14 protein-coding genes, 2 tRNA genes and 3 rRNA genes are annotated in these 26,402 nt (G+C 59.9%); 18 read left to right on the top strand and 1 reads right to left on the bottom strand.

Going from position 1 to position 26,402, the window contains the following annotated elements; translation table 11 throughout:
* Nucleotides 1–67: 67 nt before the first annotated feature.
* The 13 genes from CNX70_RS27820 to CNX70_RS27755 all read left to right on the top strand — a co-directional run bounded on the left by CNX70_RS27820 (nucleotide 68) and on the right by CNX70_RS27755 (nucleotide 17,483).
* Entirely contained in the window at nucleotides 68–1,681 is a 1,614-nt protein-coding gene (locus CNX70_RS27820) for a DUF2138 family protein (protein WP_157751322.1), read from the top strand.
* Nucleotides 1,678–2,349, top strand: coding sequence for a DUF1175 family protein (locus CNX70_RS27815; RefSeq protein ID WP_096238185.1), 672 nt, complete (start codon nucleotides 1,678–1,680; stop codon nucleotides 2,347–2,349). Before CNX70_RS27820 ends, CNX70_RS27815 begins: the two co-directional genes overlap by 4 nt.
* Nucleotides 2,346–6,908, top strand: a complete 4,563-nt coding sequence (locus tag CNX70_RS27810; RefSeq protein ID WP_096238184.1) for an alpha-2-macroglobulin family protein — start codon at nucleotides 2,346–2,348, stop codon at nucleotides 6,906–6,908. The genes CNX70_RS27815 and CNX70_RS27810 overlap by 4 nt, the downstream gene beginning before the upstream one ends.
* 23 nt (nucleotides 6,909–6,931) lie before the next feature.
* Complete coding sequence (locus tag CNX70_RS27805; protein WP_167389731.1) at nucleotides 6,932–8,596, top strand: DUF2300 domain-containing protein; 1,665 nt, start codon at nucleotides 6,932–6,934, stop codon at nucleotides 8,594–8,596.
* Nucleotides 8,593–9,390, top strand: coding sequence for a YfaP family protein (locus CNX70_RS27800; protein ID WP_096238182.1), 798 nt, complete (start codon nucleotides 8,593–8,595; stop codon nucleotides 9,388–9,390). The genes CNX70_RS27805 and CNX70_RS27800 overlap by 4 nt, the downstream gene beginning before the upstream one ends.
* A gap of 4 nt (nucleotides 9,391–9,394) precedes the next feature.
* Entirely contained in the window at nucleotides 9,395–10,159 is a 765-nt protein-coding gene (locus CNX70_RS27795) for a YfaP family protein (protein WP_096238181.1), read from the top strand.
* 399 nt (nucleotides 10,160–10,558) lie between these two features.
* A 16S ribosomal RNA gene (locus tag CNX70_RS27790) occupies nucleotides 10,559–12,089 on the top strand.
* A 98-nt stretch (nucleotides 12,090–12,187) separates the two neighbouring features.
* A tRNA-Ile gene (locus CNX70_RS27785) sits at nucleotides 12,188–12,264 on the top strand.
* A gap of 27 nt (nucleotides 12,265–12,291) precedes the next feature.
* Nucleotides 12,292–12,367 (top strand) — tRNA-Ala (locus CNX70_RS27780).
* Nucleotides 12,368–12,630: 263 nt separating this feature from the next.
* Nucleotides 12,631–15,520: ribosomal RNA gene (locus CNX70_RS27775) — 23S ribosomal RNA — on the top strand.
* Nucleotides 15,521–15,657: 137 nt separating this feature from the next.
* Nucleotides 15,658–15,770: ribosomal RNA gene (rrf, locus tag CNX70_RS27770) — 5S ribosomal RNA — on the top strand.
* Together the 16S, 23S and 5S rRNA genes with 2 tRNA genes alongside form the textbook arrangement of a ribosomal RNA operon.
* A 368-nt stretch (nucleotides 15,771–16,138) precedes the next feature.
* Nucleotides 16,139–16,624, top strand: coding sequence for a cytochrome c-550 PedF (pedF, locus tag CNX70_RS27760; protein WP_096238179.1), 486 nt, complete (start codon nucleotides 16,139–16,141; stop codon nucleotides 16,622–16,624).
* Between the two features lie 25 nt (nucleotides 16,625–16,649).
* Nucleotides 16,650–17,483, top strand: a complete 834-nt coding sequence (locus CNX70_RS27755) for a substrate-binding periplasmic protein (RefSeq protein WP_244198981.1) — start codon at nucleotides 16,650–16,652, stop codon at nucleotides 17,481–17,483.
* A gap of 57 nt (nucleotides 17,484–17,540) precedes the next feature.
* Here the strand turns inward: CNX70_RS27755 and CNX70_RS27750 are convergent, their stop codons facing one another.
* Nucleotides 17,541–19,694 carry a TonB-dependent receptor family protein gene (locus CNX70_RS27750; RefSeq protein WP_096238178.1) on the bottom strand — a complete coding sequence of 718 codons (2,154 nt, stop codon included), beginning with the start codon at nucleotides 19,692–19,694 and terminating at the stop codon, nucleotides 17,541–17,543.
* 204 nt (nucleotides 19,695–19,898) lie between these two features.
* Here CNX70_RS27750 and CNX70_RS27745 point away from each other — a divergent pair, with 204 nt between their 5' ends.
* The 5 genes from CNX70_RS27745 to CNX70_RS27725 all read left to right on the top strand — a co-directional run bounded on the left by CNX70_RS27745 (nucleotide 19,899) and on the right by CNX70_RS27725 (nucleotide 26,332).
* Nucleotides 19,899–20,855, top strand: coding sequence for a beta-propeller fold lactonase family protein (locus tag CNX70_RS27745; protein ID WP_096238177.1), 957 nt, complete (start codon nucleotides 19,899–19,901; stop codon nucleotides 20,853–20,855).
* A 254-nt stretch (nucleotides 20,856–21,109) separates the two neighbouring features.
* Nucleotides 21,110–22,630, top strand: coding sequence for an aldehyde dehydrogenase (gene adh, locus CNX70_RS27740; protein ID WP_096238176.1), 1,521 nt, complete (start codon nucleotides 21,110–21,112; stop codon nucleotides 22,628–22,630).
* Nucleotides 22,631–22,683: 53 nt separating this feature from the next.
* Complete coding sequence (locus CNX70_RS27735; protein WP_034756816.1) at nucleotides 22,684–23,073, top strand: DUF779 domain-containing protein; 390 nt, start codon at nucleotides 22,684–22,686, stop codon at nucleotides 23,071–23,073.
* A 65-nt stretch (nucleotides 23,074–23,138) separates the two neighbouring features.
* Nucleotides 23,139–24,884: a PQQ-dependent methanol/ethanol family dehydrogenase gene (locus tag CNX70_RS27730; protein WP_096238715.1), complete on the top strand. Its 1,746-nt coding sequence runs from the start codon at nucleotides 23,139–23,141 to the stop codon at nucleotides 24,882–24,884.
* 287 nt (nucleotides 24,885–25,171) lie between these two features.
* On the top strand, nucleotides 25,172–26,332 hold the full coding sequence (locus tag CNX70_RS27725; RefSeq protein WP_071075149.1) for a porin: 1,161 nt from the start codon (nucleotides 25,172–25,174) through the stop codon (nucleotides 26,330–26,332).
* The last annotated feature ends 70 nt before the right edge of the window (nucleotides 26,333–26,402 follow it).

Here is a 26,402-nt window from a genome sequence, read left to right as displayed (position 1 = left end):
TTACCATTTGTCAATAATTACTAACTTGGCAATGCTTCGGCAGGGCAACAGGGGATACACGGTGCTGGTGAAAAAAGTACTCAATAACAAGGTCCTGCTCGGCTCACTTGCTGGCGTGGCGCTGGTGGCGGCTGCGCTGGTCGGCTACCGCGCTTTTGGCTGGGGCACGATGGGACCGGTCAACGGCCTGAAGCTGGATTTGTCCAGGCCCGACGCGCTGGTCCGGACGAAAAGCCTGTCGGCCTTGCCGCGCGACCTGCTGACGGTGCCGCTGGCGCGCGACGTGCTGCGCGAGGATTTCCTGTTCTATTACGAGCAAAGCGAAGACCGGCTGGGGCTCAAGGGCAGCTTGCGCCGCATCGCCTACGAACATGAACTGGGCTGGGGCGACCAGCTGCTGCGCATGGTGCTGGACCAGCCGGCGGAAGTGGCCTTGTGGCGCGACGCAGACGGCTCGCTCAAGCATTTCGCCATCGCCGTGTCGCGCAGCCAGTTGACGCGTTTGCTCGAGGAAGCGGGCAAGGTCGCCTTGAAGGATACGCAAATGCGCGTGGCCGGCAGTTTGCGCGTCGATGGCGACAGCGTGCCCGTCTACGCGCTCAATTACGCCTGGCAGCGCACCTTGCTGTTTGCTGCGCACGGCCAGCGCCTGGTCATCCTGTCGCATCCCGGCATGCTGTATGGCGGCGGTGATGGCAAGCATGGCGATGGCACGGCCGAGAAAACCGTGGCCAGCCTGCTGGCGCCGGAGCCGGCCAAACAGCACGTTTTTCATGCGCAGTTCCATCTCGATAACGCCGCGCCCGAGGGTCACAGCATCGCCGTCAAGGCGGACTTCCTGTCGTTCGGCTACCAGCCCTTCTTTGGCGCGCTCGAAGCGCTGCGTTTCGATTTTCAACAGGGCGCCTGGCAATCGAAGGTGCTGCTCAATGCCGACAAGTTAAAGAACGGCGGCTACGACAGCAGCGCCCTGTGGCCGCAGCTGCCGCATCATCCCAGTGCCTGCTTCAGCGTGCCGGTCGACTGGACCGCGCTGCAGCCCGTGCTCAAGCGCCTGGGCAGCAAGACATCGGAACCGGTGGTGCCGCTGGCCCAGCACTTGCAAGGGCCCGCTGCCGCGTGCTGGTACGGCACTTCGCGCCTGCATACGCCGGTTTTTGTGGCCACCCGCAAACCGCAGGCTGGTGATGATGCCGCAGTTGTCAATATCTATGGCAGCCTGTTCGAGGCGGCCATCGGCGGCAAGGATCCCGTGCGCAAAACGACAGGTAAAGATGGCACCACGCGTTGGGAGCGCAGCGTCGCCACGGCCCTGGGCCAATCCACGCCGGCGCTGGCCGTGGCCGGCAATACTGTTGTCTTCTCTGCTGACGGCAAGCTGGTGGACCAGGTGCTGGCCGTGCGCCGCAAGCAGGCGCCGGCCGCCAGCGACCTGCTGCCAGACGCTTCCCGCACCATCGGCCTGATCGCGCCGGCATCGCTGGCCCGGCTGATCCAGCTGGAAGCCTTCGATACCCTGCCGGCGAATAACGAACCGGTACTGCGCGCAGCCGCCAACGAACACTTGGTGCCGCGCCTGAACGCCTTGAAAAAATATCCGCCGCTGCGCATGGTGCTCAAGCGCTTGCCGGCGAGTGGCACGTCATGGGAAACGCTGGACTGGCAGGAGACTGGGCGATGACGGCGTGGCATGCGCGCCGTGCCGCCTTGCGCTGGCTGGCGGTGTGCGCTGCCACCGTGGCAATGCCCGCGTGGGCCCTGCGCGCGGCCGCCGAGCCGCAAGTGCAGCTGTCGCAGGAGCAGAGCCGCGCCTTCCAGGCCTGGATGCTGCGCATCGTCAACGCGCAGATCGAACGGGGACCGTCGCCGCGCTGGACACACCGCGATTGCGCCGGCCTGGTGCGCTTTGCCGTCAACGAGGCGCTTACCGTGCATGACGCGAAGTGGCTGCGCGCGAACGGCATCGCCAGCGACCGGCGCCTGCCGCCCGAGCTGGAACTGGACGCGAAGCAGGCCGCCTTGCGCAACCGCTGGATACAGACGGGCGGCAAGGTCGGCCACTTCGTCACGGCGCTGGCGCTGGTGCAGCACAACAGCCGTTTCATCGCCCGCGAAATCAGCCAGGCGCTACCCGGCGACCTGCTGTTTTTCGACCAGGGCGACGAACAGCACCTGATGGTCTGGATGGGGGCGCGCATCGCTTACCACACGGGCACCGTCACCCCCGACGACAATGGTCTGCGGACCGTCGATATCAAAGAACTCACGAGCTGGAAGGACACGCGGTGGCAACCTGTGGTCAACAATCCGAATTTCGCCGGGGTATTCCGGCTGGCGTTCCTGTCATGAAGCCTATTTTTCTCATGAAGCTGCTATTTGCCAGCTTGCTGGCGCTGGTGCTCATTGGCGGCGCCTCCGCGCAGGAACGCGAGTCCAGCAACTACGCCACCTTCAAGGGTGAGCCCTTCTTCCTGCTGTCGGACGCCAGTTACGGCAGTCTTGATGAAGCGCGCGTGCGTCTGGAAGTGCCGGGCCGCGACATGGGACGCATGAACCTGGAAGCGTATTCCGGCGCTGACATCGTCGTCTACCGCGTGCCCGAGCCGATGGAATTCCTGAAAAAACAGCGCAATCTGCACCGCATCCAGGTGGAGGGCAATTACCAGGGCGAAGGCCTGGCCAACACCTTGAGCTTTCTGTGGGATAGCTGGTGGAAGCAGTCGCGCCTGGCCTGGCGCAAGCTGTTTTCCGGCGAGGCGCGCCGCGCGGTAACGAAGGAACAGCCGCAGCTGGCCACGAATGACGCCATCCGCCGGCCGACCGTGTTCGCCAACCATCCGCAGTACAAACCGATCAAGGGCATGGAGCTGGTTGACAGCTTCCGCTATCCGATCTGGCAGGCCAAGGCCATCGTACCGCCGAAGGGCGTCAAGCTCGATGGATCGAGCAGCGACTTCATCGTCGCCGGCGCCGGCAATGTGATGATTCCGCTGGGCAAGCGCAAGCCGGGCTTGTACCTGGTCGAAGCGATCATCGGCGAGCACCGCGCCACCACCCTGGTGTTCGTGTCGGATACGGTGGCGGTGACCAAGGTATCGTCCGGCCAGATGCTGGTCTGGACGGCGCGGCGCGACAACAGCGCCGCCGTGGCCGGCGCCAGCGTGGCGTGGACCGACGGCACCGGCGTGCTGCAGTCAGCGGTCACCGGTGCCGACGGTGTCGCGTCGCTCGAGCGCGGCAGTCCCGAACATACGTATGTGCTGGGCCAGGACCGCGCCGGCGGCGTGTTCGTGTCCGAGAATTTTTACTATGACAGCGAAATCTATAACACCAAGATTTATGCGGTGACCGACCGGCCCCTGTACCGGCCCGGCGATGAAGTTAACGTCAAGTTCCTGGGCCGTGAATTTACGTCGGCGCGCGCATCGCAGGCCGCGGCCAGCGCGCCTGTCAGTCTCACCGTGCTCAATCCGAACGGCACACCGCTGCTGACGCAAACGCTGCAGCTGTCCGGTGACACGGGCGCCGACACGCGCTTCCGCCTGCCTGCCGAGGCGACGGCTGGCGGCTATGAACTGCGCTTCAATTACAAGGATGGCGTATATGGCGCGGCCTTCCGCGTGGCCGAATATATCAAGCCGCACTTTGAAATCAACGTCCAGCCATCGAAACCGGAATTCAAGACGGGCGAGGTGGTCAAGGGCAGCATCGCGCTGCGCTACCCGGATGGCAAACCGGTGAAAAATGCGAAGATGACCCTGTCGCTGCGCGGCCAGCAAAACACCATGGTCGAGGGCGAGCTGCGTTACAGCGGCCTGTTCCCGGTGTCCCTGAAAACCGAGGAAGTGACGAGTGATGGCAGCGGCAATGTGGACTTCACTTTGCCGCCCGCCGCCGATCCCTCGCGCTACATCTTGACCGTGCTGGCGACCGATGGCGCGGCCTACCGCGTCAAGGCGACGCGCGAGCTGATGATAGAACGCTCCAGCAGCAGCTACCAGTTGAAGGCCACGCGCCAGTTTTCCGATCCGGGCCAGGCCGTGCATTTCGATCTGGTGGCCGATGGCCAGGGCGCGGCCAAGCCCGTGCGCTGGCAGATGGTGCAGCTGGAAAAACAGAGCAAGACCGAGGGCGCGTTCGATCCGAACGCCAAGGGCTGGGATGTGACATTCCCGGCCTCGGGCTCGTATCAGCTGGCGCTGCGCGACGAACGCGGCAACCTGCTGGCCGCCGCCAGCCACTGGGTCGCCGGCGATGGCGTGCAGACGACGCCGGGCAGCATCGAGATCGTGCTGGACCGCGCCCGCTATCGTCCGGGCGACACGGCCGAAGCCTTGATCACCTTCTCCGACAAGGTCGACCAGGCGCTGTTCACGTTAGAACGCGACAAGGTGGAACACCATGGCTTGATGGCCGGCGCCGCGGACTGGTATCAGGCGAAGCGCGTGGCGCCGCGGCAGTGGAGGGTGCGCATCCCGGTAAAAGAAGAGCATGGCCCGAACATGACGTTCTCGGTGGCCTACACGCGCAATGGCGATTTCGTCTTCGAGAACGCCGGCCTGCAAGTGATCGAGCCACGTATCGCGCTGCAGTTCAAGAGCGACAAGGAGGTCTACCAGCCGGGCGAGAAGGTGACCCTGGACGTCAAGGCGACGCTGGACGGCAAACCCCTGAGCACCATGCTGGCGCTGGGCGTGGTCGATGAAATGATCTATGTGCTGCAGCCGGAAATCGCGCCGGACATCGGCGACTTCTTCTACCATCCGCGCCGCAACAACGTGCGCACCACGGCCAGCCTGTCTTTCATCAGCTACGATATGGCGCAGGGCCGTACTGCCGGTGCCCCCGCGCGCCACAACTACAACGAGCGCGGCGTCAAGGTGCTGGAACGTCCGCGCCGCGACAATATCGACACGGCTTTCTGGGCGCCATCGCTGAAGACCGATGCGAATGGCAACGCACGCGTGAGCTTTACCATGCCCGACGCGCTGACCCGCTGGCGGATCACCGGCCGCGCGATGGATAGCCAAGGTCGCGTCGGCCAGCGCACTGCCTATCTGCGGTCGGACAAGAACTTCTATGCCAAGTGGACGGCGCCCGACTGGATGCGCGCCGGCGATGCGCCGCGTGCCTCGGTGGCCGTGTTCAACCAGACGGGCAAGGAACAGGTGCTCGACGTCACCTTGTCGGGCGGCGCAGGCAGCACGCAAGCGAAGACGGAAAAACTGTCCGCCAAACCGGGTGTCAATTACCTTGAATTTCCGCTCGCTGCTGCCGCTACCGGGCCGCTGCGTCTGGAGTTAAAACAGAATGGCAAAGTGGTCGACGCGTTAGAGACGGCCATGCAAACCTTGCCCGCCGCCTGGAGCAGCCCGCGCTCGCTGATGCTGCCGCTCGATGGCGCCACTGCTGAGACTCCACTCAAGCTGCCGGCGGACGCGCGCAATATCCGCGTGGCGTTCGCGCAAGGCGCGGCCAGCCAGTTCGCGCGCATTGCCGACGACTTGATCGACTATCCGTATGGCTGCGTGGAACAGACGGCGAGCCGTTTGATTCCGCTGGCGCTGGCCACGCAAAGCCTGGGGCCGGACACCGGCGCGGCAAGCGAACGCCTGCAAACGCTACTCACGGCGCAGCGCCTGCGCCTGGTCTCCATGGCTGGTCCGAACGCTGTCTTCGGCTGGTGGGGTAACGCCACGGCCGGCAATGCCTTGATGACGGCCTACGCCTATTACGCGGACTGGTACGCGGCGCGCGCGCTGCACATCGAGTTGCCGCCCGAGCACTGGAACAAGCTGCTGGCCGTCTACAGCGAACATGGCTTGAAGGATGCGATGGGCGACCGCGCGCTGGTGTTGTGGATGGCGCGCGAGATGGGCCTGCCCACGCAGACGCTGGCAGCCGGCCTGGTGGACGACAGCGCCATCGCCGTCCTGGGCGGCAAACCGCGCCAGGCGGGCGACAGCGGCAGCCTGCTGCTGGGCGGCGCCTCTGACCGCGAGGCGCAAGCGATGGCGCTGGGTCTGGTGGCGCTGGTCGCCAGCCAGAATGCCATCGCCTTGCCGCATGGGCTGCAGCTGCAAGTGGCCAGCGGCTGGCAAGTCTTGCGCGAATCGAAAGCGCCGGTGGCGCAGGCCTTGCTGATGCTGGCTGGCGAAGTGCCCCCATCGCAGGCCGATGCGGTGCTGGCCAGCGTGCGCGCCGAAATGCCGACCCTCGACCGCGCGATGACGTTGCTGTGGGTGCAAAAGAAGCTGGGTGGCGCATCGTTCGGCAAGGGACCTGCCGTGGCGCTGGACGGCGCCTGGCAAAAGCGCGAAAGCCGCAGTGGCCAGCCGCTCTGGCGCTGGCTTGACGCCAAGGGCTTGCCTGACAAACTGCGTCTCGCTGCGCCCGCGCCTGCAGGCACGGTGGCCGTGCTGCAGTACGACAGTCACGCGGCCGAAGCGCAGACCTTGCCGGTCGCCGTCGAACGTCGCATCCTGCGCATGAAGGCGGGCAAGGGCGGCTATACGACGGAACTGGTCAAGCCGGGCGAGGCGCTCAGTACGGACGCGCTGTACCTCGATGAAATCACCTTGAAAGCGGCACCGGGCGCGCAGCACCGCTTTGGTTTGCTGGAAGTGGCGCTGCCGCCAGGCGCCATGGTCGAATCGACCACCTGGGGCATGCTCATGGCGGGCGACAAGCCGGCCGCGCTGGAACGTGCACGCCACACGGAGCGCCGCGACGGCTATGCCGTGCCGGTCGAGCCTTTGGCCGGCGAGGTGACGGTGCGCCATTTGCTGCGCTTCGCGCAGAAGGGCAGTTATGTGTTGCCGCCGGCGCGCTTTTACCGCATGTACCAGCCCGAGCAGAAAGCCTTCGAGGGCGGCGGCAAGACCATGCGCGCGCTGAAGGTCGAGTGATGGGCTTTGCACGTCCAGCATTGATGCTTGCCACGCTGCTGGCCATGCCTGCCTGGTCGGCTTCATTGGATGTGGCCTGGTGGCGCGACGGCAAGATGGAGGTGCGCCAGCTGCGTCAGGGCGGCACGGCGCCGCTGCCGTTTGACGGCACACGGCAAGTGCCGCTGGCCAGCCTGTGGAAGTTGTTCGTGTATGTGTATGCGACGGATAACAAGGTGGCGATGCCGGACTACCGCTGCGGCGGCCGCGATCCGGAAGAGGTATATTGCTGCGATGCGGGGCAGAGCATCGGCCATGACGCGGCACTGGCACAGTCCTGCGGTCCATTTTTTTCGCCCAGGCGGTTGATGATCGCGCCGGCTTCATGGCGCCAGTACTGGACCGGCCGCCTGGGTAGCGTACCGGCTGGCGACTTTGCCTGGCTGGCCAATCCCGCGCAGCTGGCACCAAAGCGCATGGTGCGCCTGGACAGCTTGCTGCGCGCGCTGGACAGCATCCCGGCCGCCAGCCGCGTGGACGCCGAGGCTGCGCTGCTGCGCGTGGTGCTGGATGGACGCGGCTTTGGCACTGCGCGCTGGTTCGGCAGCCAGCTGCGCGTCAAGACGTATTCCTGGCACGAACAGAAAAAGGGCGGCGCCGGCGAAAGGACAGGCGGCGCGGCCGGCTGGCTGGCCGATGGCACGCCGATCTGGTTTGGCGGCGCGGGCGGCAGCAGCAATGTCTTTGAGCAGTGGGCGCCCAGGCTGGCCGCCAGCTTGCCGAAAATGGGCGCGGCCGACGATGGCGGCTGCGTGGTGGTCGATTACTTCAAGCGTTATCCCATTCGTGCCGTGCGCGGCGAGCGTGGCATAGCCGCAGCTGGCCCGCTGAATGGCCGCTACCATGTGCAATTCGAGAATGGCCAGAACATCGCCTTGCGCAGCAGCGGTGAGCTGATGCTGCTGCAAGAGAAGGGCGGCCGCCCGCAGTTGCGCGGCCGCTTCGGCGTCAATGAATATGTGGCGCGCGTGCTCGACCGCGAAGCGAATGCTGGCGAGCCGGAAGCGGCCAAGGCGCTGGCAATCGCCGCGCGCACGTATCTGCAGCAGAACGCCGTGACCGTGGCGGGCTGCCAGCAGATCGCCGACAGCAGCGCAACTCAGCGCGTCAGCCCCAGCCCCGCCACGCCGGCGGCGCTGGCCATTGCGCGCTGGACCGACCAGTTGATCGTCGATGGCGTCACCGTGCGCTATCACAGCACCTTGCCATCCGAGGGCACGATGGCGTGGAGCGAGGCGGTGCGGCAAGCGAAACAGGGCAAGCACTATGATGAATTGCTGGCGGCGGCCTATCCCGGCGGCGCGCTGAGCACCTTTGGCAACACCGGCGCGCGCTGCCGTCGCCTGGCGCAGAACGAGGATTGGCTGGCGCGCTCCGTGCCGCGCTGGCAGCGCGTGCTGCTGCGCGAGGCCGGTTACGAAGCACCGCCGCAAGCGCCGCTGGTCTGTGCCCTGTCCAGCGGCGCGCCGTATTCGGAGCAGTCGCGTAACCGCATCTTCATGCGGCCGCTTGCCACGCGCGAAGATCGCATCACCTTGGCCCATGAATACTTGCACCTTGGCCTGCGCCGTCATCCGCGCGGTCAGGACGAAGAATATGTCGAGCGGCTGGCCCGCCGGTTGGTCGACCTTAACCTGGAGGCGATATGAATGTATTCGTCCCGATCGCGGGCGCAGCTGTGCTGGCCCTGGCCGGGCCTTGTGTGCAGGCCGCGGACAAGAGCATGACCGCCCCCGTCGGCGGCTGGAACCGCGCGGGATTGACGGACAAGTCCGATGAGCTGGCGGTCAATTATCCCTACTCGCTGATCGATCGTGGCGCGCAGAGTGGCCGGCGCATGATACGCGGCGAGCTTGAGAAGGCGGGAAAAAACCGGCCTGTCCACAAGTTGGTGGTCAATGGCAATCCGACGCCGCTGTACACGGACGATGATGGCCGCTACGCGCGCGCCTATTCTTTCGGCTCCGGCTCGAACAGCATCGAGATCCGCTCGCCCGACGGCAAGCCGGCCAAGCGCGTGCAGTTTTATGAGGCGGACCGCAGCCGGCCGCAGCCCATGATCCGGATTATCGCCGCCTGGGACGACAGTCAGGCCGAGGTCGACCTGCATGTGGTCACGCCCGATGGCCAGCATGCATTCTGGTCGCACCCGGCCCTGAGCAACGGTGGCGGGCTCGATGCCGATACCGTCGACGGCCCAGGACCGGAAAATTTCATGATGACGTCGCCGATGCGCGGGCTGTACCAGGTATGGATCAATTACTGGGGCAATTTCAGCGGTGACGGCTATCATTTCGACGAGAACACGCGCCAGCGGCCCGTCATTACCAGCCGCATTACGCTGGTATTCAACGAAAACACGGCGCGCGAGCGGCGCGAGGAGTTTGTCGTGCCCTTGCGCGGTATCGGCGAACTTACGCTGGTCAAGACTTTCAAGTATTGAGACGATGAAGACACTACCTCTTTACCCTTTGTGCTCCCTGTTGCTGCTGCCATTGTGGGCGCAGGCCCAGGTCACCATCGACGCCCCCAGGAGCGGCTGGCGCAATTCGGCCGGTGCAACTGAGGAATACACGCAGGCGGTCAATTACCCCGCCGCGTCGGTCAACCTGCAGCCGGGCCAGGCCGAGACGGCGCAGATAAGGGGGCGTATTGCCGGCGCTATCAAGGGCAAGCCCGCCACCCTGGTGGTCAACGGCGTGGCGATGCCGATGGAAGTGGGCGAAGACGGCAGCTATGGGCGGCCGTATGGCTTCGGCAGCGGCTCGAACAGCGTGGAAGTGCGTTCGCCCGATGGCAGGAGCCGCGCACGCACCCAGTTTGTAGACAGCTACCAGGGCAAGACGCAGGCGCGCTTGCGTATAGTGCTGTCCTGGGACAGCCCCGGCACCGACCTCGATCTGCATGTGGTCACGCCGGACGGTGGTCACGCCTGGTATGGCAATCGCGTCTTGAAAGATGGTGGCGCGCTGGATGTGGACGTGACTACCGGCTATGGCCCGGAAATCTTTTCTAGTGCCGCGCCCCTGAAGGGCAACTATCACGCCTATGTCAATTACTACGGCAGCGGCGAGAACACCTCCATGCTGACCGTTGCCCGCCTGTCGGTCATCACCAATGAAGGCACGCCGCGTGAAAAGCTGCAGAGCTTCCAGGTGCCGATGCGGGCCGCCGGCGAGCTGACCTTGGTGAAATCGTTTGTCTTGCCATAAAAATGGCCGCAAATAGCCCTTGCAGGGTGTGCGGGGCAGGGCTATAATTCGCCCCCTCGCTGAACGATGCATGCAAATGCTGAGTGAAGCGGGTAAAAAAGAAGGTTGACGAAATGCTGAAAAAGCTTCATACTCTTCCTTCTTCGCAGCTGACAAACACAACGCTTTGTCGATAGCGCGAAAGTAGCACCGAATACAGTTCTTTAACAATTAACAGTCGATAAGTGTGGGCATTTGATGTAAGTGCAGCGTCAATCTTCGGATTGGCGCCTAACTTAAAATATCAAATGTTCACAAGAAATAATGAAATAGGCGCTACGCAAGTAGTGGCCTGTCAGTTTTTTGAGTGAGCGACCCGTCGCAAGACGGTGCCAATAAAATGGCAAAGTAACAGAGATTAAACTGAAGAGTTTGATCCTGGCTCAGATTGAACGCTGGCGGCATGCCTTACACATGCAAGTCGAACGGCAGCACGGAGCTTGCTCTGGTGGCGAGTGGCGAACGGGTGAGTAATATATCGGAACGTACCCTAGAGTGGGGGATAACGTAGCGAAAGTTACGCTAATACCGCATACGATCTAAGGATGAAAGTGGGGGATCGCAAGACCTCATGCTCGTGGAGCGGCCGATATCTGATTAGCTAGTTGGTAGGGTAAAAGCCTACCAAGGCATCGATCAGTAGCTGGTCTGAGAGGACGACCAGCCACACTGGAACTGAGACACGGTCCAGACTCCTACGGGAGGCAGCAGTGGGGAATTTTGGACAATGGGCGAAAGCCTGATCCAGCAATGCCGCGTGAGTGAAGAAGGCCTTCGGGTTGTAAAGCTCTTTTGTCAGGGAAGAAACGGTGAAAGCTAATATCTTTTGCTAATGACGGTACCTGAAGAATAAGCACCGGCTAACTACGTGCCAGCAGCCGCGGTAATACGTAGGGTGCAAGCGTTAATCGGAATTACTGGGCGTAAAGCGTGCGCAGGCGGTTTTGTAAGTCTGATGTGAAATCCCCGGGCTCAACCTGGGAATTGCATTGGAGACTGCAAGGCTAGAATCTGGCAGAGGGGGGTAGAATTCCACGTGTAGCAGTGAAATGCGTAGATATGTGGAGGAACACCGATGGCGAAGGCAGCCCCCTGGGTCAAGATTGACGCTCATGCACGAAAGCGTGGGGAGCAAACAGGATTAGATACCCTGGTAGTCCACGCCCTAAACGATGTCTACTAGTTGTCGGGTCTTAATTGACTTGGTAACGCAGCTAACGCGTGAAGTAGACCGCCTGGGGAGTACGGTCGCAAGATTAAAACTCAAAGGAATTGACGGGGACCCGCACAAGCGGTGGATGATGTGGATTAATTCGATGCAACGCGAAAAACCTTACCTACCCTTGACATGGCTGGAATCCTTGAGAGATCAGGGAGTGCTCGAAAGAGAACCAGTACACAGGTGCTGCATGGCTGTCGTCAGCTCGTGTCGTGAGATGTTGGGTTAAGTCCCGCAACGAGCGCAACCCTTGTCATTAGTTGCTACGAAAGGGCACTCTAATGAGACTGCCGGTGACAAACCGGAGGAAGGTGGGGATGACGTCAAGTCCTCATGGCCCTTATGGGTAGGGCTTCACACGTCATACAATGGTACATACAGAGCGCCGCCAACCCGCGAGGGGGAGCTAATCGCAGAAAGTGTATCGTAGTCCGGATTGTAGTCTGCAACTCGACTGCATGAAGTTGGAATCGCTAGTAATCGCGGATCAGCATGTCGCGGTGAATACGTTCCCGGGTCTTGTACACACCGCCCGTCACACCATGGGAGCGGGTTTTACCAGAAGTAGGTAGCTTAACCGCAAGGAGGGCGCTTACCACGGTAGGATTCGTGACTGGGGTGAAGTCGTAACAAGGTAGCCGTATCGGAAGGTGCGGCTGGATCACCTCCTTTCTAGAGTTTGCACGAATCAGTAATGATTCACGCATCAAATGTTCACACTTATCGGCTGTTTAATTAAGAAGAAACAGTAGTCGTAGTAGTTCCGCGTTGGGGCTGTAGCTCAGCTGGTTAGAGCACCGTGTTGATAACGCGGGGGTCGTTGGTTCGAGTCCAACCAGCCCTACCAGCAAGACCCGAGTCGTAGAAATATCCTGGGGGATTAGCTCAGCTGGGAGAGCACCTGCTTTGCAAGCAGGGGGTCGTCGGTTCGATCCCGTCATCCTCCACCACGTTTTACTCGAAAGTACAAATGTAAGCCACGCTACCTTGGTGCTGGGTTTAGATTTGATCTTTTAGCGATCAAAGCTGTTTCGTTCTTTAACAATCTGGAAGAAGTAAAGATTATTTATTGATCAAGTCTATGCGTGCAGCAATGCATGAGGCGACTTGATGGGTAATGATTGTATGTATCAACAAACAAGCAACAACGTTGTACTTTCTTATCCCTGTAGCGCTCTTTCATTATGTAAATGATGAGAGGCTAACGTTATAGGGACAAGCGAATAAGTGCACATGGTGGATGCCTTGGCGATTACAGGCGATGAAGGACGTAGTAGCTTGCGATAAGCTGCGGGGAGTGAGCAAACACACTTTGATCCGCAGATTTCCGAATGGGGCAACCCACCCTTTTAGGGTATTGCATACTGAATACATAGGTATGCAAGGCGAACGCGGCGAACTGAAACATCTAAGTAGCTGCAGGAAAAGAAATCAACCGAGATTCCCAAAGTAGCGGCGAGCGAAATGGGAAGAGCCTGTACGTGATAGTCGGACCGATAACAGAATCCCCTGGAAATGGGAGCCATAGTGGGTGATAGCCCCGTATGTGAAATTGGACCGGTGATACTAAGCGTACGACAAGTAGGGCGGGACACGTGACATCCTGTCTGAATATGGGGGGACCATCCTCCAAGGCTAAATACTCGTAATCGACCGATAGTGAACCAGTACCGTGAGGGAAAGGCGAAAAGAACCCCGGAAGGGGAGTGAAATAGATCCTGAAACCGTGTGCATACAAACAGTAGGAGCGGACTTGTTCCGTGACTGCGTACCTTTTGTATAATGGGTCAGCGACTTACATTCAGTGGCAAGGTTAACCGCATAGGGAAGCCGTAGAGAAATCGAGTCCGAATAGGGCGATCAGTCGCTGGGTGTAGACCCGAAACCAAGTGATCTACTCATGGCCAGGATGAAGGTGCGGTAACACGCCCTGGAGGTCCGAACCCACTAATGTTGAAAAATTAGGGGATGAGCTGTGGGTAGGGGTGAAAGGCTAAACAAACTTGGAAATAGCTGGTTCTCTCCGAAAACTATTTAGGTAGTGCCTCAAGTATCACCATCGGGGGTAGAGCACTGTTATGGCTAGGGGGTCATTGCGACTTACCAAACCATTGCAAACTCCGAATACCGATGAGTGCGAGCTTGGGAGACAGACGTCGGGTGCTAACGTCCGGCGTCAAGAGGGAAACAACCCAGACCGCCAGCTAAGGTCCCAAAGATTGGCTAAGTGGAAAACGAAGTGGGAAGGCTAAAACAGTCAGGATGTTGGCTTAGAAGCAGCCATCATTTAAAGAAAGCGTAATAGCTCACTGATCGAGTCGTCCTGCGCGGAAGATGTAACGGGGCTAAGCCAGTCACCGAAGCTGCGGATATTGTTCTGTGATTTATCACAGATATATATGGTAGGAGAGCGTTCTGTAAGCCTGCGAAGGTGTCTTGTAAAGGATGCTGGAGGTATCAGAAGTGCGAATGCTGACATGAGTAGCGATAATGGGGGTGAAAAGCCTCCACGCCGTAAGCCCAAGGTTTCCTGTTCAACGTTCATCGGAGCAGGGTGAGTCGGCCCCTAAGGCGAGGCAGAGATGCGTAGCTGATGGGAAGCAGGTTAATATTCCTGCACCGTCGTATGATGCGATGGGGGGACGGATCGCGGAAGGTTGTCCAACTGTTGGAATAGTTGGTTTTTGGCTCATAGAAGGCACTTAGGCAAATCCGGGTGCGCAATTCAAGGGGTTGAGACGAGTGCACTTGTGCACGAAGCAATCGGAAGTGGTTCCAAGAAAAGCCTCTAAGCTTCAGTCATACGAGACCGTACCGCAAACCGACACAGGTGGGCGAGATGAGTATTCTAAGGCGCTTGAGAGAACTCGGGAGAAGGAACTCGGCAAATTGGTACCGTAACTTCGGGAAAAGGTACGCCCCGGTAGCTTGATTGGTTTACTCCATGAGGGTGAAAGGGTTGCAATAAACTGGTGGCTGCGACTGTTTAATAAAAACACAGCACTCTGCAAACACGAAAGTGGACGTATAGGGTGTGACGCCTGCCCGGTGCTGGAAGATTAAATGATGGGGTGCAAGCTCTTGATTGAAGTCCCAGTAAACGGCGGCCGTAACTATAACGGTCCTAAGGTAGCGAAATTCCTTGTCGGGTAAGTTCCGACCTGCACGAATGGCGTAACGATGGCCACACTGTCTCCTCCCGAGACTCAGCGAAGTTGAAATGTTTGTGATGATGCAATCTACCCGCGGCTAGACGGAAAGACCCCATGAACCTTTACTGTAGCTTTGCATTGGACTTTGAACCAATCTGTGTAGGATAGGTGGGAGGCTTTGAAGCGGGGACGCTAGTTCTCGTGGAGCCAACCTTGAAATACCACCCTGGTTTGTTTGAGGTTCTAACCTTGGTCCGTTATCCGGATCGGGGACAGTGCATGGTAGGCAGTTTGACTGGGGCGGTCTCCTCCTAAAGTGTAACGGAGGAGTTCGAAGGTACGCTAGATACGGTCGGACATCGTGTTGATAGTGCAATGGCATAAGCGTGCTTAACTGCGAGACTGACAAGTCGAGCAGGTACGAAAGTAGGACATAGTGATCCGGTGGTTCTGTATGGAAGGGCCATCGCTCAACGGATAAAAGGTACTCTGGGGATAACAGGCTGATTCCTCCCAAGAGTTCATATCGACGGGGGAGTTTGGCACCTCGATGTCGGCTCATCACATCCTGGGGCTGTAGCCGGTCCCAAGGGTATGGCTGTTCGCCATTTAAAGTGGTACGTGAGCTGGGTTTAAAACGTCGTGAGACAGTTTGGTCCCTATCTGCCGTGGGCGTTGGAAATTTGAAGGGGGCTGCTCCTAGTACGAGAGGACCGGAGTGGACGTATCTCTGGTGTACCGGTTGTCACGCCAGTGGCATTGCCGGGTAGCTAAATACGGAAGAGATAACCGCTGAAAGCATCTAAGCGGGAAACTTGCCTTGAGATGAGATTTCCCAGAGCCTTGAGCTCTTTGAAGGGTCGTTCGAGACCAGGACGTTGATAGGCTGGGTGTGGAAGTGCAGTAATGCATTAAGCTAACCAGTACTAATTGCCCGTACGGCTTGTCCCTATAACCTTAGCAGGTACAGAGGATAAGACGGTACAACGTTGTGCGTTTGTTGATACTACGATTCATTACCCAATCTTTGCTTCTTCCAGATTCAGGCTTTGTCGCTCCACTGAGGACAAATGCCAGTACAAGTTATGCCTGATGACCATAGCAAGTTGGTCCCACCCCTTCCCATCCCGAACAGGACCGTGAAACAACTTTGCGCCGATGATAGTGCTGCAACCAGTGTGAAAGTAGGTTATCGTCAGGCTTGTTATTTGGTGAAACAGCCCCCGGCTGTTTCTCCTTGAGAAAAACCCGATCAGCAATGGTCGGGTTTTTTTTCGTCTGGATATTTGCCGGGGCCTGGGTCTGCCCCCGGTGTCGCCGGTGCCGCGCAAAGGAATTTCTTGAGCCTGTCCGCATCATTCGGGTTGGCTTTCGCGGCACGCGAGACGGCATACAGCGTGCGGCCTGCACCGGACATGCTGTTCGACGCCGCCGCCTGACGCGCGCGGTAACACAAATAGGTGTTGCAGCTGTTCCAAATTGATACATGGGCGGCCGGATGTGGGGCATGTAGGCATGGCATGGCATTTGCTCTTCTTGGATATTCACTAAAAAACCAAGGAGACCAGCATGACCTATTCCATTCGCACCCTGCTCGGCGTGGCAGCCGCCGGCGCCGTCGCCCTCACTTCCCTGTTGACCTTGCCGCATGCCTATGCGCACGGCAATGTCACGCCGCAAGGCGTCGACACCACGGGCTTGCCCAAGGTGGGCGACAAGTGGCTCGAGCAAAACCCGTATCGGGGCAACAAGCTGGCCCTGACGGTGGGCACTTCCGCTTACAACCAGAATTGCGCGCGTTGCCACGGCATCGAAGCCATCTCGGGCGGTATTGCGCCGGACTTGCGCCAGCTCGATCGCGATTGCTTCGGCATCAAAAATGAGACAAAGAAACAAGCTTGCTACAAGGAAACTGACAATTATTTCCTGGCGACCATCCGCCACGGTAAAGTACGCAATGGCGCCGTGTACATGCCGCCGTTCGAGGGCGTGTTCAACCAGGAAGCCATGTGGGCCATCAAGACCTATCTGGAAACCCGCCGCGAAGCCAACTAAGTCGAACTGATCAAGAAGGAGTCCCATGCGTTCATTCCAACTCCCGGGCGCGCGCGCGATGATCTCGCTCGCTTGCCTGGCGCTGTGCGCAGCCGCGCCGGCGCGTGCCGACTGGCAGAAAGTGCAGCAGTCGGGCAGCCTGAAAGTGGCTGTGTATAACGAGTTCGCGCCGTTTTCCGACAAGGGGGCGGGCATCGATATCGATATTGCCGAAGCGCTAGCCAAAAAGCTGGGTTTGAAACTGAGCTTGCTGCCATTTCCCGCCGGCGAAAACCTGAACGACGATTTGCGCAATATGGTGTGGAAGGGCCATTACCTCGGTTATGGTCCCGCCGACGTGATGCTGCATGTGCCAGTCGACAAGAAGTTGATGGCCGATAACGACAAGGTCGAGATCTTTGCGCCGTACTACGTGGAAACGGTGCGCCTGGCGCGCAGCGCGCAAGCTGTGCCGCAATTCGATGGCGTCGCTTCGCTGGCCGGCAAGCGCATCGGCGTGGAAAAGGTCTCGATCGCGGCCATGCTGATGCTGGGTGAAGACAATGGCAAGTACCGTGACGACGTGCGTATCTTCGACACGGCGGCCGAAGCCTTGCAGCAATTGCAGGCGGGCAAGCTCGACGCCGTGCTGGCGAATCGTTCGGAAATCGAATCGGTGCTGAAAAGTGATCGCGCTTTCCCCTTGAGCGAAGTGGCGTTCGCCCGCTTGCCGCGTGCCGGCTGGGCCGTGGGCCTGGCCGTCAGCCGCCAGCAGCTAGACGTGGGCAAGTTGCTGCAGGCAGCCATGAACGAGATGGCGGCCAGCGGCGAATTGAAAGCCATCTTTGAGAAATATGGGGTGAAGGAAGCACGGCCGTAACAGGCCATGTTGAATGACAATGAAGCCCGCGCATCGGAAGATGCGCGGGCTTTATTATTAGAAGGAGTATTGCGCGCTAACGCCCAACAACCAATTGCGTCCTGGCGCCGCTTCATAGTAGCGCTTGTTGCTGTCGCCGACGATGACGGAGCCCACGTAGGTCTTGTCGAAAAGATTGTTCAGGCGGGCAAACTCCTTGAAGCGCCAATTCCCTACGTTTTGTTTGGCGTTGAAGCGCGCATTGAACACCGTGTAGCCGGGCGCCGGCTTTTCGCTGTTGCTGTCTTCCGCGTAGACCTGGTTGCTGGCCACGCTTTCCAGCGCCGCGCCGAAACGGTCCAATGTGTCTTTCCAGGCCAGTTCCGCGAACAGGTTGGCGCTGGGTACGCCCGGCAATCGGCTGCCTTCGCGCACGCTACCAAAGGCCTGGTCGTACACAGCGTGCAGGCTGGTGAGCGCCACTTTTGCCGTGAAGCCATACGGCAGGTTCGAATCCAGCGACACTTCCATACCCTGGCGCAAGGTTTTACCCGCATTGCGATAGCTGGTGCGCCCGCCGCTGGACTTGTCGACTACCAGTTCGTCATTCGTCTTGATCTGGAACACGGCTGCATTCACATGCGTGTTGCTATTGATGCTGGCCTTGACGCCCGCTTCCAGGTTGGTGCTGGTGGCAGGCTTCAGATTGAAATTGAATCCATTGCCCGCGCCCGAGTAAAACAATTCGTTCAGGGTAGGCGCTTCGAAGCCGCGCGCGGCGCTGGCGTACACGTTGACGTTCGGCGTCAGTTTATACAGCAGGCCCAGTACCGGTGTCGTGTGGCTGAATTCCAGGCTGCCGCTGTCGTTGCCATTACTGAGAAAATGGTCGTTAACTTCCACTTTCATTTTGCTGTAGCGCACACCTGCGCTCAGCAGCCATGGCCCGCTTTGCCATTCCATCTGGAGATACGGATCGAGGCTGGAGACGACATCCTGCTCGTCGCGGCGCAGCTGGCCCTTTACACCAAAGCTATTACCAATGTAATTTTCATAGCCGGTGCGGTCATCGCTGGAGCGGCCGTAATCGATGCCAATGGTGGTGCTCAGCTTGCCGCCAGCCAGCTGGTTCACGTGCAGCCAGTTGGTGTCGATGCCATAGAACTGGCGCTGGAAATCGACCACGCCGCCCGAATGTTTGAGTACTCCATTAACAGTTTGATTTTGCAGGAACTTGGTGAAAGCCTGGTACTGGATGACATCGCGGTTGCCGCCATACACCATCACGTGCAGGCGGTCGTCGCCAAACGCTTGTTCATAGGTGGCGCCGATTTGCTGATGATCGATGCTCTTGCGCGTGTTGTAGCGCTCGGCCAGGGTGCGTTTCGGGTTTTGCGTGTCGCTCGCATCGATTTCGCCGGCACGCGGGTTGGCGGCAAACGTGGCCCAGGTGGCGCCCAGCGGATCTTGCGTGTTGCCCTGGTGCAGGCTGTTGGCGACGATGGTCAGCTTGCTGTCCGCATTGGGCTTGACGGTGATCTTGCCGAACGCCTGTTCGCGCGTGGCGGCGCTGTGGTCGCGGAAGCCGTCCGTGCGGAAGCGCGAACCGTCTAGCACGTAGCCGATGCCGCCTGCCTGGCCTTGTGCCGTCAGGTCCACCTTGCTGGTGCCGAAACTGCCGCCCGTCACATTCAACTCGACGGACGGGGGATTTTGCCCATCCTTGGAAAACAGCTGGATCACGCCGCCAGAATGGTTGCCGTAGATGGCAGAAAACGGTCCGCGCAGCACTTCGATGCGCTCGGCCGTATCGAGGTTGAAGGTGGCGGCCTGGCCTTGGCCGTCGGGCATGCTGGCAGGAATGCCATCGCTGATCAGTTTGACGCCGCGCACGCCGAAGGCCGAGCGGGCGCCGAAGCCGCGCGACGAGATCTGCAAGTCTTGTGCGTAGTTCTGGCGGTTCTGCACAACCAGGCCCGGCACGGCGGCCAGCGCCTCCGACGCGTTGACGCGGATTTGACCATCCTGGATGCGGGCGCTGTCGACCACGTCGATCGAGGCCGGCACTTCCTGGCTGGGGTGGGCGATGCGGCTGCCGCTGACGACCACCGTATCCATGAGTTGCCCGTTGGCCAGATTAGCTGCCTCGGCGGCGAAAACGTGGGGGGCGAGGGTGGCGCTGCCGGCGACAAACAGGCTGGCAATGGTGTTCAAGCGGAAACGATGCTGCATGCGGGTTCTCCAATGTGAATAAAAGCCTGCTTGAGCGCGTGAGCGGCGCAGGTCTGCATAGTTGTATCAAGCAATATGCCTGCCATGTCTCCATTGGTGGGCTGAAATTATACGCGTGTCAGTGGCACGGCGTTTGCATGCAGCAATGTTCAGATGCGCCGATACCGCGCGCTTTCCCCTCGTTTTGCCATTGAAAAGGTGATTATGCCCAACTTCTTCTCGCGCTTGCGCCAGGTGTGCTGGCTGCTGCCTGTGCTTGCCAGCAGCGCTCTCCAGGCCGCTCCTTTTGCCTATGTCCCCAATGAAAAATCGGGCACCCTGAGCGTGATCGACACGGCGACCGACCAGGTGGTGCGCCAGATCGCGGCAGGCAAGCGGCCGCGTGGCATCGCCGCCGACCCCACCGGACGGCAATTGTTTGTCACCGATGCCGCCAGTAGCGCTTTGTTGCTGATCGACAACGCGAGCGGCACGCCCGTGCGCACGGTGGCGCTGGGCAAGTCGCCCGAAGGCGTCAGCGCTTCGCCGGACGGTCGTTACGTGGCCGTGGCCGTCGAGGAAAACAATAGCGTGACCTTGCTCGATGGTCAGACGGGCGTCTTGCTCGCCGATATCAAGGTGCAAGGGCGTAACCCGGAACATGCCGTGTTCAGCCCGGATGGGCGCTGGCTGCTGGTCAGTGCGGAAGAGGCCGAGCAAGTCGATGTCATTGATGTGGCGCAACGCCGCCAGGTTGCTTCCATCGCCGTGGGTCTGCGTCCGCGCGGCATCGGTTTCAGTCCGGACTCCGGCCGCGCCTACGTGGCATGCGAACTGGTCAACGCCGTGTATGTGATCGACATGGCCGCGCGCAAGGCGATCGCCACCATTCCAGCGGGCAAGAATGCCAACGGCATCGCCGTCCACCCTGGCGGCAAGCAGGTGTATGTCTCGAACGGCACGGACGGCACGGTGATGGTGATCGATACGGCCAGCAACAAGGTGACGGCCACCATTGCCGTCGGCAAACGCCCGTGGAACATGGCCATCACGCCAGACGGCAGCAAGCTGTACGTGGCCAATGGCCGCTCGAACAGCGTGTCCGTCATCGACACGGCCAGCGCGCGCAAGGTGGCCGATATTGCCGTAGGTGAATTGCCATGGGGCGTGGTGATCCGCTAAGCAGGCTGGAACAGGTGTTCCAGTCTGGTACACCTGTTCCATTGTGCAGCGGCGATGGCGCGCTACGGCAGCAATCGAACCCGCCGATATGGCCACCATGCCCTTGCAAGAGAGGTAAAACCCGCTAAGTTGGGTAGGGGGACGACGAGCTGGCACGGCATTTGCGGAAGACTCCGTGTACTCACCCCATCTGTACCAGGACGTTTGATTTTAATTAAAGCAATTCCATTCTAATTAACCCGATAGAGGACGACATGAATCTCGCAGACATCAGCAAACTGGGCGTAGCCAATCCCTTCAAACAACGCTATGACAATTACATCGGCGGCAAATTCGTTGCACCAGTAAAAGGTGAATACTTTCCTAACATCACGCCCATCACGGGCTTGCCGTTTTGCGAAATCGCCCGTTCCACGGCGGAAGATGTCGAGTTGGCGCTGGACGCCGCGCATGCCGCCAAGGATGCCTGGGGCAAGACTTCACCTGCCGAGCGCGCCAATATCCTGAACCGCATCGCCGACCGCATCGAACAGAACCTGAGCCTGATCGCCACGGCGGAAACCATCGACAACGGCAAGCCGATCCGTGAAACGATGAATGCCGACATTCCGCTGGCCATCGACCATTTCCGTTACTTCGCCGGCTGCATCCGCGCGCAGGAAGGTTCCGTCGCGCAAATCGACGCGGAAACCTATGCCTATCACTACCATGAGCCGCTGGGTGTCGTGGGCCAGATCATTCCGTGGAATTTCCCGATTCTGATGGCCGTCTGGAAACTGGCGCCAGCCCTGGCCGCCGGCAATTGCGTGGTCTTGAAACCGGCCGAGCAGACCCCCGCCTCCATCATGGTGTTGATCGAGCTGATCGGCGACTTGCTGCCACCGGGCGTGTTGAACATCATCAACGGTTTCGGCCTGGAAGCGGGCAAGCCGTTGGCGTCGAGCAAGCGCATCGCCAAGATCGCCTTTACGGGTGAAACGGGCACGGGCCGCCTGATCATGGGGTATGCCGCGCAAAACCTGATTCCCGTCACCCTGGAGCTGGGCGGCAAGTCGCCAAACATCTTCTTTGAAGATGTGATGGATGCCGATGATGATTATTTCGACAAGTGCCTGGAAGGCTTCACCATGTTTGCGCTGAACCAGGGCGAGGTGTGCACCTGCCCATCGCGCGTGCTGATCCAGGAATCGATTTACGAGAAATTCATCGAACGGGCCTTGAAGCGCGTGGCCGCCATCAAGCAGGGCAATCCGCTCGATGCCAGCACCATGATCGGCGCCCAGGCGTCGCAGGAGCAGCTGGAAAAAATCCTGTCCTACCTCGACATCGGCCGCCAGGAAGGCGCAGAAGTGCTGGCCGGCGGCGAGCGCCATACGCAGGCAGGCGACCTGGAGGGCGGTTACTACGTGCGTCCGACGGTGTTCAAGGGCAACAACAAGATGCGCATCTTCCAGGAAGAGATTTTCGGGCCCGTCGTGTCCGTGACCACCTTCAAGGATGAGGCCGAAGCGCTGGCGATTGCCAACGATACCTTGTACGGCCTGGGTGCCGGCTTGTGGACGCGTGACGGTTCGCGCGCCTTCCGCATGGGACGCGCCATCCAGGCGGGCCGCGTGTGGACCAATTGCTACCACCTGTATCCAGCCCACGCCGCTTTCGGCGGTTACAAGCAATCGGGTATCGGCCGTGAAAACCACAAGATGATGCTCGACCACTATCAGCAAACGAAGAACTTGCTGGTGAGCTATAGCCCGAAAGCCCTGGGCTTCTTCTAAACCGGCAACAGGCGCCGCGCCCTTAGCCGGGGGCGGCGCGCAGAAAGGATGCCATGAGTGCAGCAATTGCCCGGGTGGTCGCCACCGATGCGGCGCTGGAAATGATGGACAAGTTGCGCCAGCGTCACGGCCCGCTGATGTTTTTCCAGTCGGGCGGCTGCTGCGACGGCAGTGCGCCCATGTGTTATGCGCTGGGCGAGTTCGATGTCAGCGATACCGATATCTATCTCGGCAACTTGAATGGCACACCGTTTTACATGGGACTCGAGCAATTCGAGTACTGGGAGCATACCCAGTTGATTATCGATGTGGTCGATGGCAATGGCGGCATGTTTTCACTCGACAACGGCACGGGCAAGCGCTTCCTGACGCGCTCGCGCCTGTTCACCGATGAAGAGTGCGCGCTGTTGCATGCCCAGCCGCATGAGCACCGCAAGACCTGAGCAGTAACACTGAATACATACACATACTAATAAAACAGAGGGAGATGATTGTGCAGAAAAAAATCATGGGGATCGTCGTCGGTTTGGGGTTGGCATCCTTGGCCTCGTTGGTCCAGGCGGCCGACGTGGGCAATGTCACCAATGCCATGCTCGACAACACGGCGAAGAATCCGGCCAGCGTGCTGTCGTTTGGCATGGGCACGCAGGGGCAGCGCTATTCGCCGTTGACGCAGATCAATGACAAGACCGTGGCCAAGCTGGTGCCGGCCTGGTCGTTCTCGTTTGGCGGCGAAAAACAACGGGGCCAGGAATCGCAGCCGCTGATTCATAACGGCAAGATGTTCGTCACGGCATCGTACTCGCGCATCTTTGCTGTCGACTTGAAAACGGGCGCCAAGCTGTGGAAGTATGAGCATCGCTTGCCGGACGGCATCATGCCGTGCTGCGACGTGGTCAACCGCGGTGCCGCCCTGTATGGCAACCTGGTGATTTTCGGCACGCTCGACGCCTACCTGGTGGCGCTGGACCAGAACACGGGCAAGATCGTCTGGAAGGAAAAGGTCGACGATTATGCGGCCGGGTACTCGATGACGGCCGCGCCGCTGATCGCCGAAGGCTTGCTGCTGACGGGCGTGTCGGGTGGCGAATTCGGCATCGTGGGACGGGTCGAAGCGCGCAACCCCATGACGGGCGACCTGGTATGGAGCCGTCCGACAGTAGAGGGGCATATGGGCCACCGCTACGACAAGGACGGCAAGGCCATCGATAACGGCGTATCCGGCACCGTGAACAAAACCTGGCCGGGCGACCTGTGGAAAACGGGTGGCGCCTCGACCTGGATGGGCGGCACCTACGATCCGCAAACCAAGCTGGCCTATTTCGGCACGGGCAACCCGGCGCCATGGAACAGCCATTTGCGTCCCGGCGACAATCTGTATTCCTCGTCCACCGTGGCGCTGGACGTGAAAACGGGTCAGATCAAGTGGGCGTATCAAAACACGCCCAACGATGCCTGGGATTTCGACGGCGCCAATGAGTTCGTCACCTTCGACATGGATGGCAAGCGTTACGGCGGCAAGGCCGACCGCAACGGTTTCTTTTATGTCATCGACGCCAACACGGGCAAGTTGCAGAACGCGTTTCCGTTTGTGAAAAAAATCACCTGGGCCAGCAGCATCGATCTGAAAACGGGACGGCCGAACTACATCGCCGCCGGTCGCCCAGGCGATCCGACCAAGGGAGAAGAAGGCAAGAAAGGCACGACCGTGTTTGCCGCGCCCGCTTTCCTCGGTGCAAAAAACCAGATGCCGATGGCGTACTCGCCGCAAACCAAGCTGTTCTATGTACCCGCGAACGAGTGGGGTATGGACATCTGGAATGAGCCGATCAGCTACAAGAAGGGCGGCGCCTTCCTCGGTGCGGGTTTTACCATCCGGCCTTTGTTTGACGACTACATCGGCGCCATGCGCGCCATCGATCCGAAGACGGGCAAGATCGTCTGGGAAATCAAGAACAATGCGCCGCTGTGGGGTGGCGTGATGAGCACGGCCGGCAATCTGGTGTTCTACGGCACGCCGGAAGGCTTCCTGAAAGCCGTCGACGCGAAGACGGGCAAGGAACTGTGGAAATTCCAGACGGGTTCCGGCGTCGTGGCGCCGCCCGTCACCTGGCAGGATGGCGATACGCAATATGTAGCCGTCGTATCCGGCTGGGGTGGCGCGGTGCCGCTGTGGGGCGGCGAAGTGGCCAAGAAGGTCAACTTCCTGGAGCAGGGCGGCTCCGTGTGGGTCTTTAAACTGGCATCGAAGTAACGGGGTGAAACGCCCGGGCCACTCGGACGGGTGTCTCCCTGTCCGCCGGGCGCTTTCTTTTTGCTGACGGCCCAGGCCGTCAGTTTTTTGTTTACCTGTCTCTCCGCTACGCATACTTGCGGTCAAAAAATGAACACTATCTGTGGCAATTGATCCGCTGCTGCACACGTTAAATACGCTTTTTTTCTTTCTCCCTCTGAGCCGTGCTGGGCACGCTTATTGCCAAAGCTTGAGGTACATCAATCACTGGTGTGCACACTAAAAACAGAGAAGAAAGAGGAGACGCAATGAACACATTGATCAAGCTGGGGAGCCTGGGTGTCATGACAATCGCAGCGATGGGGCAGGCACAAGCCGTCGATATCAAGGCGGGCGACTGGACCGTGTCGGTGGGCGGTATCGTCAACGCCTATTACACGCAAGTGTCGTGTTCGGGCGATGCGGTGGGTGGGCTGGCGCTGGGCGGCCAGGCGCTCGGTTGCGGCGGCGAGAAGGACCGCACGACGATTGGCAACGGCTTGCTGCCGAATGGCTTGATCACCTCGGCAAGCTCGCGCCTGGGCGAGTACGACGTGAAAGCCTTGATCGGCATCTACAACTCGACGGCCACAGACAGCGCCATCAGCCAGAACAGCGTGGTCGATGTGCGCCAGGCCTTCTTCACGTTCGGCAATGCGGAAATGGGCACCTTCAAGCTGGGCCGCGACTACGGTATCTTCGGCGCGAATGCGATCTTGTCCGACATGACCTTGTTGGGTTCGGGCGCACCCGTGCAGGCAACGCAGCGGGGGCGGGTGACCCTGGGCCATATCGGCGCCGGTTACACCTATCTGGGCAACTATGGCCAGATCATGTACAGCTCGCCGAAGTCCGGCGGCTTTGGCGTCGATGTGGCGCTGGTCAGCCCCGTCTCCGATACGCCCATCGTGGCAGGCTCGACCTATTCCTCGAAGTCGAGTCCGCAAGTGCAGGCGCAAGTGACGTATGCGCAGGAAGGCTTGAAAGCCTGGCTGGGCGTGAAGTCGCAAAAATTCACCTCGAAAACGCCAGGTGTCGATGACCTGACCATGCGCGGCGTGGAAGTGGGCGGCTCGTACCAGATGGGGCCTGCTGGCGTGCTGGTCAACTTCCAGGGTGGCAAAGGATTGGGGATACTCTCCGATGCGGACCAGGGCGATACCAAGTCGAAGAACTGGCTGCTGCAAGGCACGTATAAAACGACGGACAAGCTGAAGCTGGGCTTGTCCTACGGCATCAGCAAGAACGACGACAACACGGCCGGCACGGGCGGCTTGAAGTCGAACGCCAACCTGACCCTGGGCGCGTATTACTCGCTCAACAGTGCGATCACCCTGGTGGGCGAACTGGGCCAGACGCGCTCAAAAGGCTTTACGGGCGGCGAAGCGAAGATGAATGGCGTGTCGCTGGGCGGCATCATTTTCTTCTAATTATGAACGCGGCGCCTTGCGACAGGGCGCCGCACGGAGCACGGTGCATGCGGATAATGCGGTTGTTCAT

It is taken from the genome of Janthinobacterium svalbardense, assembly GCF_002327145.1.
In the GTDB taxonomy this organism is placed as follows: Bacteria; Pseudomonadota; Gammaproteobacteria; order Burkholderiales; family Burkholderiaceae_D; genus Janthinobacterium; species Janthinobacterium tructae.
The sequence above is the reverse complement of the archived record's forward strand: the minus strand, read 5'-3'. Positions and strand labels throughout refer to the sequence as shown.